Here is a 12,703-nt window from a genome sequence, read left to right on the forward strand (position 1 = left end):
GTCTGGCCGATCGGCTTTCGAATCGAAAGTTCCACCTCTCGATCAACCCGACTCTCGAAGCAGTAAACCAGCTAAGAGTGGCCCCCCTAGTAACGGGTATGCCAGACAGAACAGCCCACCTCGACATCACGGGGATGTCCTGTGCCAACTGCTCGGCGGCGATACAGGACGCTTTGGAGGCCCTCGACGGCGTAGCGTCTGCGACGGCGAACTACGCCACCGATGAGGCGACGGTCGAGTACGATCCCGAGGTCGTAACGCTGCGCGAGATCTACGACGCGATCGACTCGGCCGGCTACGGTGCGATCTCGGAGACGGTCACGGTCGCGATCACGGACATGTCGTGTGCGAACTGCGCCGAGGCGAACGCGGACGCCCTCGACGACACGCCGGGCGTGATCGACGCGGACGTGAACTACGCCACCGACGAGGCGCAGGTGACGTACAACCCGGCGGGCGCCTCCCGTTCCGACCTGTACGCGGCCATCGAGTCGGCCGGCTACTCTCCGGTCCGCGAGGACGGCAGCGGGGAAGGCGGCGAATCGGGTGCATCCGGCGCGAGCGACGCGGCCGGCGACGCGGACGCCGGGTCTGGCGGCGACGGCGGTCAGAGCGCCCGCGACGCCGCGCGGGAAGAGGAGATCCGCAGGCAGCTCCGCCTGACGCTGTTCGGGGCGGCGCTCGCCGCCCCGCTGCTCGCGTTCATGGCCGACCACCTCTTCTTCGGCGGCGCGCTCTTGCCCGACCGGGTGTTCGGCGTCGGCGTCGGCTGGGTGCAGTTCCTGCTCGCGACGCCCGTGCAGGTCGCGCTCGGCCGGCCGTTCTACGAGAACTCCTACAAAGCGCTCGTCAGGAACGGCCGCGCCAACATGGACGTGCTGATCGCGCTCGGCTCCAGCACCGCGTACGTCTACTCGGTCGCGGTCCTCTCCGGGGCGATCGCCGGGAGCCTCTACTTCGACACGGCCGCGCTCATCCTCGTGTTCATCACGCTCGGCAACTACCTCGAAGCGCGCTCGAAGGGGCAGGCCGGCGAGGCGCTCCGGAAGCTGCTTGAGATGGAAGCGGAGACGGCGACGCTCGTCGACAGGGCGGCGTCGGATACGCCGCATGCAGACGGCGAAGCCGTCGACGACGAGGGGAGCGAGACGGAAGTCCCGCTCGACGAGGTCGAACCGGGCGACCGCATGAAGGTCCGCCCCGGCGAGAAGATCCCGACCGACGGCGTCGTCGTCGACGGTCAGAGCGCGGTCGACGAGTCGATGGTGACCGGCGAGTCGGTCCCGGTCGAAAAGAGCGAGGGCGACGAGGTCGTCGGATCCACGATCAACGAGAACGGCGTGCTCGTGGTCGAGGCGACGAAGGTGGGCGCGGACACCGCGCTCCAGCAGATCGTCCAGACGGTGAAGCAGGCGCAGTCGCGCCAGCCCGACATCCAGAATCTCGCCGACCGCATCTCGGCGTACTTCGTCCCCGCGGTCATCGCCAACGCCCTGCTGTGGGGGGTCGTCTGGTTCCTGTTCCCCGAGACGCTCGCCGGGGTCGTGAACGCCCTCCCGCTGTGGGGGCTCGTCGCCGGCGGCCCGGCGGTCGCGGGCGGCGGCGTCTCGGTCTTCGAGTTCGCGGTCGTCGTGTTCGCCTCCGCGGTGCTCATCGCGTGTCCCTGCGCGCTCGGGCTGGCGACGCCCGCGGCGACGATGGTCGGCACGTCCATCGGCGCGCGAAACGGCGTCCTGTTCAAGGGCGGCGACGTCCTCGAACGCGCGCGAGACGTCGACACGGTCGTGTTCGACAAGACGGGGACGCTCACCGAAGGCGAGATGGAGCTCACGGACGTGGTCGCGTTCGGTCCCGACGGCGAGCCCCACGCCGACGGCGGGACCGTCCAGACGATCGACCCCGGCGATGAGACCGAATCCGGCCCGGACGACGCCGCCCTCACCGACGACGAGGTGCTCCGGCTCGCCGCGAGCGCCGAGCGCGGCAGCGAACACCCGCTCGCGCGCGCCATCGTCGAGGGAGCCGAGGAGCGGGGACTCGACCTCGCAGACCCCGACGGCTTCGAGAACGTTCCCGGTCACGGCGTCCGCGCCGAGATAGCGGGCGAGGACGTGCTCGTCGGCAACCGGAAGCTCCTCCGCGACAACGGCGTCGACCCCGACCCCGCCGAGGAGACGATGGAACGGCTCGAAAGCGAGGGGAAGACGGCGATGCTCGTCGCCCGCGTGCCCGCCGGCACGGAGGGGGGAAGACTCGTCGGCGTCGTCGCCGACGCCGACTCGGTGAAATCGAGCGCCGCTGACGCCGTCACCGCCCTCCGCGATCGCGGCCTCGACGTGATGCTGATCACGGGCGACAACGAGCGCACCGCGCGTGCGGTCGCCGAGCGCGTCGGGATCGACCCCGGAAACGTCCGCGCCGAAGTCCTCCCGGAGGACAAATCTGACGCGGTGGAAGCGATTCAGGAGGACGGCCGCAAGGCGATGATGGTCGGTGACGGCGTCAACGACGCGCCGGCGCTCGCGGTCGCACACGTCGGGACCGCCATCGGGAGCGGTACCGACGTCGCGATCGAGGCCGCGGACGTGACGCTGATGCGCGACGACCCGCTCGACGTGGTTCGGGCGATCCGCGTCTCCGACGCCACCCTTCAGAAGATCAAACAGAACCTCGTGTGGGCGCTCGGCTACAACACGGCGATGATCCCGCTGGCGTCGCTCGGGCTGCTCCAGCCCGCGCTCGCAGCCGCGGCGATGGCCTTCTCCAGCGTGAGCGTGCTCACCAACAGCCTGCTGTTCCGCCGGTACGAGCCCGACCGCGACTACCGGCTGCTCGGTCGGCTGCGGTGAACTCGGCGCGTCAAAATTTCGTATAGCGGTATTAAATTTATATCGGCGGTCCACTCGGCTCCAACGCTTCTGTCGGCTCATGCGACGGGCGTCGTCCGTGTATCCGCTCGACGGGATCGACCGGCTTTTTTCCGGGCGCGCCGTCGGCCCCGCTATGGCTGACGAGTTCGACCCCGAGAAGTTCGAGGACAAGTACGCCCACTACTTCAACGAGCTGCAGCGGGCGTACAAGAACGCGTTCAACCAGATGAACGACCGGTACGACTCGGAGCTGATCCACGGGATCGACCAGACGGTGCTCAACGAGTCCGAGCCGTTCTACGAGGACGGCGAGTTCTACGTCGAACTCCCGGAGGATCCCCGCGAGCGCATTCAGGGTGCCGTCCCCGTCGACGACGAGACGTTCGAGGAGACGCTCGACGAGTACGTCGACCGTATCGAGACGGAGCTGTATCGGACGCTCGGCGTCGACCGACCGGAGTGAACGCGTTCGCTCGGTTCACTGCCCGAAGCGTCGATTTTCGCGGTTCCCGTTCGGTCGAACCAAAGGCATAAGCCCGCCGACCGCCAACTCTCGGGCATGAGCACGGATACGAGCGACGCGGACAACGACCTCCGCGAGCGGATCACGAACTTCCTGCGGCGCAACTTCCCGCAGATTCAGATGCACGGCGGGAGCGCCGCGATCAGCCACCTCGACCGCGAGAACGGGGAGGTGACGGTGCAACTCGGCGGCGCGTGTTCCGGCTGCGGCATCTCGCCCATGACGATCCAGGCGATCAAGTCGCGAATGGTCAAGGAGATTCCCGAGATCGAGACGGTCCACGCCGACACCGGGATGGACGCGGGCGCGGACGGCGACCTCGGCGGCACCGGCGGGGGCATGTCGCCCTCGTTCCCCGGCGAGACGACGGACGACGGCGGCGACGACGAAGGACCGCAGGCCCCGTTCTGAATCGCTGACGCCCGCAGCGTCTTCGCTTCTCACAGCAGTCGAGTGCCGATAGCGACAGCCGGTACCACGCTGCGCGTCTGTAAACTATTGAGTGCTATATCAATTCGGCGTCCCGTTCCCGGCCGCGACTGAAGACTTTTTGCCCCCGGCGGTCGTTGGCGCGTCCATGCATCACCGAGAAGTGGAGACGACTGCGGAGTACGTCGCGCGGTTCGAGACCGGTGCCGATTGGCGCGAGGAGATAGAGGACCTCGCCCGCGCGGAAGACGTCGAGGCGGGCTGGTTCACGGCGCTCGGTGCGGTCCAAGACGCCGACGTGTGGTTCTACGACCAGGAGGACACCGAGTACCAGTCGGTGACGTTCGACGAGCCGCTGGAGGTCGCCGCCTGCGTCGGCAACGTCTCGCTCTTGGAGGGCGACGTGTTCGCGCACACGCACGCCGTGCTCTCGCGGCCGAGCGGACAGGCGCTCGCCGGCCACCTCGACTCCGCGACGGTCTGGGCGGGCGAGTGTCACCTGCGGGCGTTCGACGAGCCGCTGGAGCGCGAACACGACCCGACGACCGACCTCGACTTATGGCTCTGAGCCCGCGTCGGCGGCGATGAGGCCCGACGACGAGCGCTACTTCGCCCGGATCGAAGACCGGCTCGACGAGGCCTGGGACGTCGCGGAGGCCGCGAAACGGCAGGGACACGATCCGGAGCCCGAAATCGAGATCCCGGTCGCGCGCGACATGGCCGACCGCGTCGAGAACATCCTGGGTATCGACGGCGTCGCAGAGCGCGTTCGCGAGCTAGAGGGCGAGATGTCCCGCGAAGAGGCGGCCCTAGAGCTCGTGAAGGACTTCGTCGACGGCAACGTGGGCGACTACGACTCCCGCGAGGGCAAAGTCGAAGGGGCGGTGCGGACCGCGGTCGCGCTGCTCACCGAGGGGGTCGTCGCCGCGCCGATCGAGGGGATCGACCGCGTCGAACTGCTGGAGAACGACGACGGCACGGAGTTCGTCAACGTCTACTACGCCGGACCGATCCGCTCCGCGGGCGGCACCGCGCAGGCGCTGTCGGTGCTCGTGGCCGACTACGCCCGGTCGCTCCTGGGCATCGACGAGTACAAGCCGCGAGACGAGGAGGTGGAGCGGTACGCCGAGGAGATCGCGCTGTACGACACGGAGACGGGCCTCCAGTACACGCCGAAAGACAAGGAGTCGAAGTTCATCGCCAAGCACATCCCCATCATGCTGGACGGGGAGGCGACCAGCGACGAGGAGGTCTCTGGGTTCCGCGACTTAGAGCGCGTCGACACCAACTCCGCCCGCGGCGGGATGTGTCTCGTCGCCGCCGAGGGGATCGCGCTCAAGGCCCCGAAGATCCAGCGATACACACGCGACCTCGACGAGGTCGACTGGCCGTGGCTCCAAGACTTGATCGACGGGACGATCGGGAAAGACGGGTCCGGCGACGGCGACGCGGCCGAGGGAGACGAAGATCCCGGCAGTGATGATGGCGACGTACCGGCCGACGAGTCCGCCGATTCCGACGCGAGTGAACTCGACGAGACGGACGGAGACGAGCCGGCGGGCCCGCCGCGGGCGGAGCCCGCCCAGAAGTTCCTGCGGGACCTCATCGCCGGCCGGCCGGTGTTCACCCACCCGAGCGAAGCGGGCGGGTTCCGGCTCCGATACGGCCGCGCGCGAAACCACGGGTTCGCGACCGGCGGCGTCCACCCCGCGACGATGCACATCGTCGACGACTTCCTCGCGGCCGGCACGCAGATCAAGACGGAGCGCCCGGGGAAGGCCCACGGCGTCGTCCCCGTCGACTCCATCGACGGCCCGACCGTCCGCCTCGCTAACGGCGAGGTCCGTCAGATAAACGACCCCGAGGAGGCGAAGGCGGTCCGAAACGGCATCGAGAAGGTGCTCGATCTGGGCGAGTACCTCGTCAACTACGGGGAGTTCATCGAGAACAACCACGCGCTCGCGCCCGCCTCGTACGTGTACGAGTGGTGGGTGAAGGAGTTCGAGGCCGCGGGCGCGGACGTGCAAGCGTTCTCCGACGACCCGAACGTCGACCTCGAACACCCGAGCGTCGAGGCGGCGCTCGACTGGGCCACGGCGTACGACTGTCCGCTCCACCCCGAGTACACCTACCTCTGGCACGACGTCTCTGTCGAGGCGTTCGAGGCGCTCGCCGACGCGGTCGCCGCCGGCGACGTGGTCGAGGGCGTGCTCGCCATCGAGCGCACGGAGACGACGCGGGAGACGCTGGAAGCGCTTCTCGTCGAACACGCCGCCACGCCGGACGCGCTCCGCATCCCCACGTGGCGGCCGCTGGCGCGCTCGCTCGGCGTCGACGACGGGCTTCGAAAGACGTGGTCCTCGGCGGACCTCTCGGCGGACGCCCGCGAGTGGGCGGACGGCGACAACGCGGTTCGCGCGGTCAACGAGATGGCCCCGTTCGAGATACGCGAACGCGCGCCGACCCGGATCGGCAACCGGATGGGCCGCCCGGAGAAGTCCGAGAGCCGCGACCTCTCGCCCGCGGTCCACACCCTGTTCCCGATCACCGAGGCCGGCGGCCCTCAGCGGGACGTCGCGGAGGCCGCGAGCGTGATGGACGACCAGGGCCGTCGCGGTCGGCTGGAGGTGGAGATCGCGGAGCGCGTCTGTCCCGACTGCGGCGATCACACCTACCGCGCGCTGTGTCCCGACTGCGAGACGCACACCGATCTCCGCTACGAGTGCGGCGGGTGCGGGACGGTGTGCGAGCCCGACGAGGCCGGTCGCGTCGTCTGCCCGCGCTGCGAGTGGGAGGTGACTGCAGCGGATCGCCGGGAGATAGACGTGAACGACGCCTACCGCTCGGCGATGGAGACGGTCGGCGAACGCGAGTCGGCCTTCGAGATCCTGAAGGGCGTCCAGGGGCTCACCTCGCGGAACAAGACTCCGGAGCCGATAGAGAAGGGGATCTTACGCGCGAAAAACGGCGTCACCTCGTTCAAGGACGGGACGGTCAGGTACGACATGACCGACCTCCCGGTCACGGCGGTCCGCCCGGAGGAACTCGACGTCACCGCAGACCACTTCCGGGAGTTGGGCTACGAGACGGACATCGACGGCGAGCCCCTGCGCCACGACGACCAACTGATCGAACTGCGGGTGCAGGACATCGTCCTCTCGGACGGCGCGGCAGAGCACATGCTGAAGACCGCGGACTTCGTGGACGACCTCCTCGAACAGTTCTACGGGCTCGACCGCTTCTACGAGGTGAACGAGCGCGACGACCTCGTCGGCGAACTCGTCTTCGGGATGGCCCCCCACACGAGCGCCGCGACCGTCGGGAGAGTGGTGGGATTCACCTCGGCCGCGGTCGGATACGCGCATCCGTACTTTCACGCCGCCAAGCGGCGGAACTGCTTCCATCCAGAGACGGAGATTGAATACCGAGACGACGCGGGATGGCACCGCGAAACGATCGAGACGTTCGTCGAGGAACGACTGGATAGTCCCGAGGTCGACGACTTCGGAACGCTCGTCGATGAGACCGACGCCGACATCGAGGTTCCGTCGATCGACGAACGCGGAAACAGGTCGATGCAGCCGGTAACTGCCGTTTCGAAACACCCGAGCCAAGACCATCTCATTCGGGTCGAGACTCGGCGCGGGCGTTCGATCCGCGTGACGCCTGACCACACGATGCTACGAGTCGCCGATGGGGGTGTTCAAAAGGTCGACGCGAACGAACTGGAGACCGGAGATACGGTTCCCGCGAGTCAGCCACAGCAGAACGCATCGGCGGGTGCCGTCACTATCACGGCGACAGACGGCGGAATCGAGGCCGACGAGGTAACGTCGGTCTCGTTCCTCGAAAGCGATGTCGAGTACACGTACAATCTCACCGTCGCCGAGACGCACACGCTCGCGGCGAACGATCTGCTGGTCGCTCAGTGTGACGGCGACGAGGATTGCGTGATGCTGCTCATGGACGGTCTCCTCAACTTCTCGAAGACGTTCTTGCCGGACCAGCGAGGCGGTCGCATGGACGCGCCGCTCGTGATGTCCTCGCGGATCGATCCCGCCGAGATCGACGACGAGGCGCACAACGTCGACATCGTGCGCGAGTACCCGCTGGAGCTGTACGAGGCGTCGCTGGAGATGGCTGATCCGGAAGACGTCGAGGAGCTGATCCAGATCGGCGAGGACACGCTCGGGACAGACGACGAGTACCACGGGTTCGACCACACCCACGACACCACGGACATCGCGATGGGGCCGGATCTCTCGGCGTACAAGACGCTCGGCGACATGATGGAGAAGATGGACGCGCAGTTGGAACTCGCTCGGAAGCTTCGCGCGGTCGACGAGACGGACGTGGCGGAGCGCGTCATCGAGTATCACTTCCTACCGGACATCATCGGGAACCTGCGCGCGTTCTCGCGACAGGAGACGCGGTGTCTCGACTGCGGCGAGAAGTACCGCCGGATGCCGCTTTCGGGCGAGTGCCGCGAGTGCGGCGGCCGGGTGAACCTCACCGTCCACGAGGGCTCCGTGAGCAAGTACGTGGACACGGCGATAGAGGTCGCAGACCGGTTCGGCTGTCGGCCCTACACGAAACAGCGGCTGAAGGTGTTAGACGAGTCGCTGGAGTCGATATTCGAGGACGACACCAACAAGCAGTCGGGCATCGCGGACTTCATGTAGCGCGGATCGACGCGCGATCCGGACGGACAGCCATTTGTTTCACAGACACGCACCTCCGCGTATGCCGACACTCGACTGCGATCCGGCGGTCGCCCGGGACCGCCTGACCGACGCGGGCGTCCGGATCGAGGAGGGGAACACCGCTCACGAGCGGTGGCGCGCCGAGCGCGACGGGGCGGTCGCCGTCGCGTACGACGACAAGGTCGTGGTCCAGGGAGGCGACCCGACGCGGCTCACGGGCCTGCTTTCGGACGGCGGCGGCCGCGCGCACGTCTACTTCGACGGCGCATCGCGCGGGAACCCCGGACCGGGTGCGGTCGGATGGTGTCTCGTCACGTCGGACGGCATCGTCGCCGAGGGCGGCGAGCGGATCGGCCGCGTCACGAACAATCAGGCGGAGTACGCCGCGCTGATCCGCGCGCTCGAAGCCGCGGACGAGTACGGGTTCGACGAGATCGACGTTCGCGGGGACTCGGAGCTAATCGTCAAGCAGGTTCGCGGGGAGTGGAACGCGAACGATCCCGAACTCCGCGAGAAGCGGGTGCGGGTCCGGGAGCTGTTGGACCGGTTCGACCGGTGGTCACTCGGGCACGTTCCGCGGGAGATAAACGCGCGCGCCGACGAGCTGGCTAACGAGGCACTCGATGACCGAAACTGACGAGGAGCCCCCGGAGTGGGCGCGAGAACGGGCGCGAGAACTGATGGAGGCCGATGACGACGCCGAGAGCGGCGGGGAGTCTCCCGAGAGCGACGACGCGGACGGCGCTGTCGGCGATCGCGCTCCCGACATCCCGGTCGACATCGTCGACGAGGCGGAGCGGCTCACTCGGCTCGCGCGGCGGACGGACGACGACGCGGCGGCCGGATTTTACCGCGAGCGGCGCGACGAACTCGTCAGGGGGTACGACTACGTCCCGCGGCTCCGATCGGACGATGACACCCTCGTGTTGTACCCCGACGAGTGGATGGCCGACGGGACCGTCCAACTCGACCGGATCGAGACCACCGAGCGCGCGGTCGAAGTGTCGCTGTCGGGGCCGGGCGACGCGGACCGCTTTCAGGAGGTCGCTGCGTACAACGACGACGTCGCGGCCGCGGTCGCAGAGCGCGAGGCCGACGTGCACGCCGACACCGCTCGCACGTTCGCGGCGTTCATGAGCAACCACTACGTCCGCCCGGTCGACGACGCCACGCCGGACATGCGCGCGGAGTTCAGAGAGGAGTACCTCGTCCGCAACGGCTGGCCGAGCGAGGAACAGCTCGCTATCGTCGACGAGTCTCTGTCGGTGATCGAGACGGTTGCCGCCGACGTCGACGGTCCCGACGCCTGACACCCCGCGGGGCCGTATCCGGCCGGCGCGTTCGACGACACCGTCGCTCTCCGTGTGAAAAACGCGGTTTTCACCGCGCTCGTGTGCCAAAACGAGGTATCATGGTCGTCGCTCGGTTCCGAACTCGGAAACGCCGCGTGTCAGCGCGCGCCCCCGCCGCCGGTCACTCTCCGAGGAGCGCGCGGACCTCGTCGTCGCGCGTCTCGTCGGTGACGAAGCGGTCGAGCACCCACTCGATCTGCCCGAGGACGACGTCGTGTCCGGCCTCGGTCAGCTCGTACTGGTTCGTCCGCTTGTCGAGTTCGCTCTTCTCTACGAGCCCGTCGTCGACGAGGTCGTCCAGGTTCGGGTAGAGCCGCCCGTGGTTGACCTCAGACCCGTAGTACGATTCGAGCTCCCGCTTGATAGCGAGCCCGTACATGGGTTCTTCCGCGAGAATCGTGAGGATGTTCTGTTGGAACGCGGTGAGGTCCGACGCCGAGGGCGGTACATCTCCATCAGTGACTGATTGTGCCTCTGACATAGGTATGTGAAGGGTAGCCGAACTTATAATCTTTCTCAAGGTTCGCGAGTCTGTGAATATGTCATCCGAGCCGGGTGTGCGAATCTTGGGTGAACGGCGGTCTGGTGGCTGGCGCGTGATGATTTGGGTGACAGCACCCATGTGACCGATCGACTGCCGATCGAGACAAATCGCGAAAATCCGTCAAACATACCGGGCCGTTCGGATCGAATATCTCACCGACACTCCCGGACGAAATTACTGGTATCGGGGACGTTTCGACGGCAGTACCGCCGGGCGTCGTCGGAACCCGAAAGGACTTTGCGGGCTTTGGACACACTACCGGTCACATGGTCAACCTCTGGGAAGATCTCGAGACGGGACCGAACGCGCCGGACGAGATCTACGCCGTCGTTGAGTGTCTCAAAGGCGAGCGGAACAAATACGAGTACGACAAGGACATCCCCGGCGTCGTGCTCGACCGCGTGCTCCACTCGAACGTCCACTACCCGTACGACTACGGCTTCATCCCGCAGTCGTACTACGACGACGAGGACCCCTTCGACGTGATGGTGCTCGTGGAAGATCAGACGTTCCCCGGCTGCGTCGTCGAGGCCCGTCCGGTCGCGATGATGAAGATGGACGACGACGGCGAGCAGGACGACAAGGTCATCGCGGTCCCCACCGAGGACCCCCGCTTCGACCACATCGAGGACCTCGAAGACATCCCCCAGCAGACCCGCGACGAGATAGACGAGTTCTTCTCGACGTACAAGAACCTCGAAGCCGGAAAGGAAGTCGAGACGCTCGGCTGGGAGGACAAGGCGGCAGCCAAGGACGCGATCGAACACGCGCAGGACCTCTACGCCGAGGAGTTCCAGTGACGGCCTAACCGTTCCGGACGAGGATCGATAACCACGGCGCATCGGTCGCGCCGCTCCGATGCGTTATGCCTATGGGTAATTTTTAGACGGGCGAGGGCGCATATACACGTAGAGCCATGAGCGCGAACCCCCAATCCGTCGGCATCGACCACCCCACGGTCGTCCCCGCGAACTTCGATCCCGAGGACCGGGCGGACGACGGCGACGCGGTCCGACCGCCCGCGACTGACGCCGACTGCGACTGACGCCGACTGCGATCGGCCGGAGACGCACGTGTACGGCGACGCTAGGCGTCTTCGAGCACCTCGGACAGCGGCTTTGCGTCGTTCAGGAACGACTCGAACCGCTCGTCTGCCCACCCCGTGACCGTCCGATCTCGTGATTCGAGCACGCACCGGGGGTTGTTCCGCCGGTCGTACGCGGTCACGCAGGCGAGATCCTCGTATCGAAACAGCCCGTACTCGATCTGTTCCGACGAGACGTACACCGTGGCGTCGTCGTTGTTGAGCGCGCGGTCCGTCGCCGACTCGAACGAGTCGACCGACGTCTCGACCACGTCCCGATCGATCACGAGCGTTATCTCTGCTCCGGCGTCGAGAGCCTCCGTCGCCGCGTCGTTGAACTGCTGGATGACGACCGGTGAGACCGCACGGATCTCGGTCCCGCTTCCCCCGCGAAGCAGTTCGGTGACCCGATCGACCGCCGCCAGCGGGTTCCGATCCGGTGCGACCGTCAGGTCGCCGGCGTCGAGTGCCGCCGGTGGGATGTCCGCGCCGACCCGTTCGAGGTCGGCCGCGAACTGCCCGAACCGATCGGCGCGCTCGACCTCGGCGAGCAGCTCCTCGTACGCGTCGTGCACTCTCGTTCCGGTCGGCGTCACGTGATACGCGGCTCCGCGTTTGACGACCCAGTCGCGCTCGCGGAAGCCGGCGAGAATCCGCTGGACCGTCGTGCGCGTCGCGTCGACCGCCGCCGTCAGGTCCGCGGGTCGTCGCGGCTCGCGGCGGAGCGCTCGGAGGATCTCGGCTCGAACCGGAGATCCGGAGAGATACGCCGCGCCGTCGTGTCCGTCGTCGCCCGTCATCGTGGGATCCGGGGGTACGACCACCCGGGGGTTAATGCTATCGCGTCGCACTGATCGGCCGACTCGGCACCTCCGGAGCCGATCACGGGCGGTGACGGAACGACACGACGGTCCCGATGGTGTCCTCGCCGTCGATCGCCTCGGTGGTCACTGTCACGGCGGCCACCGCGTCGGCACCGAGCGCCTCCTCGATAACGGCCCGGAGCGCGTCGGGATCCGCCCCTTTCTGTAACACCGGCACCCGCACCTGTCGCCGGTTGACGGCGACGTCGCCGAGGTCGTACTCGGTGTGCTCGAACGCGTCGCGGATCGCACCCTGAACGTCGGTCATGCGAATAAACAGACCGCGCGAGGTGAAAAAACGGCGGGGCGTCGACGGGGCGGACACGGCGCGATCG

Annotated in this window: 12 protein-coding genes; 9 read left to right on the forward strand and 3 right to left on the reverse strand. The window is 67.3% G+C overall.

What is annotated here, in order from left to right:
- Positions 1–98 precede the first annotated feature (98 nt).
- The 7 genes from NO930_RS06645 to NO930_RS06675 all read left to right on the forward strand — a co-directional run bounded on the left by NO930_RS06645 (position 99) and on the right by NO930_RS06675 (position 9,835).
- Positions 99–2,849 (forward strand): heavy metal translocating P-type ATPase, encoded by a 2,751-nt coding sequence (locus tag NO930_RS06645; protein WP_256402916.1) that lies wholly within the window; start codon positions 99–101, stop codon positions 2,847–2,849.
- Positions 2,850–3,003: 154 nt separating this feature from the next.
- Positions 3,004–3,333, forward strand: coding sequence for a DUF5783 family protein (locus NO930_RS06650; protein WP_137782901.1), 330 nt, complete (start codon positions 3,004–3,006; stop codon positions 3,331–3,333).
- 96 nt (positions 3,334–3,429) lie between these two features.
- Complete coding sequence (locus NO930_RS06655; protein ID WP_137782900.1) at positions 3,430–3,804, forward strand: NifU family protein; 375 nt, start codon at positions 3,430–3,432, stop codon at positions 3,802–3,804.
- Positions 3,805–3,970: 166 nt separating this feature from the next.
- The gene (locus NO930_RS06660; protein ID WP_049984456.1) at positions 3,971–4,390 is read left to right on the forward strand and encodes a PPC domain-containing DNA-binding protein; all 420 of its coding nucleotides are present in this window, start codon (positions 3,971–3,973) and stop codon (positions 4,388–4,390) included.
- A gap of 16 nt (positions 4,391–4,406) precedes the next feature.
- Positions 4,407–8,504: a DNA-directed DNA polymerase II large subunit gene (locus NO930_RS06665; protein ID WP_256402917.1), complete on the forward strand. Its 4,098-nt coding sequence runs from the start codon at positions 4,407–4,409 to the stop codon at positions 8,502–8,504.
- 61 nt (positions 8,505–8,565) lie between these two features.
- The gene (rnhA, locus tag NO930_RS06670) at positions 8,566–9,162 is read left to right on the forward strand and encodes a ribonuclease HI (protein WP_137782897.1); all 597 of its coding nucleotides are present in this window, start codon (positions 8,566–8,568) and stop codon (positions 9,160–9,162) included.
- Positions 9,149–9,835, forward strand: coding sequence for a DUF7108 domain-containing protein (locus tag NO930_RS06675; protein WP_137782896.1), 687 nt, complete (start codon positions 9,149–9,151; stop codon positions 9,833–9,835). Before rnhA ends, NO930_RS06675 begins: the two co-directional genes overlap by 14 nt.
- 163 nt (positions 9,836–9,998) lie before the next feature.
- Here the strand turns inward: NO930_RS06675 and NO930_RS06680 are convergent, their stop codons facing one another.
- A complete protein-coding gene (locus NO930_RS06680; RefSeq protein ID WP_137782895.1) occupies positions 9,999–10,358 on the reverse strand; it encodes a PadR family transcriptional regulator in 360 nt (119 codons plus the stop codon).
- A gap of 329 nt (positions 10,359–10,687) precedes the next feature.
- Between NO930_RS06680 and NO930_RS06685 the strand changes: the two genes are divergently transcribed.
- Together NO930_RS06685 and NO930_RS06690 are read left to right on the forward strand one after the other, a co-directional pair.
- A complete protein-coding gene (locus NO930_RS06685) occupies positions 10,688–11,221 on the forward strand; it encodes an inorganic diphosphatase (RefSeq protein ID WP_137782894.1) in 534 nt (177 codons plus the stop codon).
- Between the two features lie 116 nt (positions 11,222–11,337).
- Entirely contained in the window at positions 11,338–11,466 is a 129-nt protein-coding gene (locus NO930_RS06690) for a hypothetical protein (protein WP_255511554.1), read from the forward strand.
- A 41-nt stretch (positions 11,467–11,507) separates the two neighbouring features.
- Here the strand turns inward: NO930_RS06690 and NO930_RS06695 are convergent, their stop codons facing one another.
- A complete protein-coding gene (locus tag NO930_RS06695; RefSeq protein WP_256402918.1) occupies positions 11,508–12,305 on the reverse strand; it encodes a helix-turn-helix transcriptional regulator in 798 nt (265 codons plus the stop codon).
- Positions 12,306–12,387: 82 nt separating this feature from the next.
- Entirely contained in the window at positions 12,388–12,636 is a 249-nt protein-coding gene (locus tag NO930_RS06700) for a hypothetical protein (protein WP_137782892.1), read from the reverse strand.
- Positions 12,637–12,703 lie beyond the last annotated feature (67 nt).

The sequence above is a fragment of the Halorubrum salinum genome (assembly GCF_024494575.1).
GTDB classification, from domain to species: domain Archaea; phylum Halobacteriota; class Halobacteria; order Halobacteriales; family Haloferacaceae; genus Halorubrum; species Halorubrum salinum.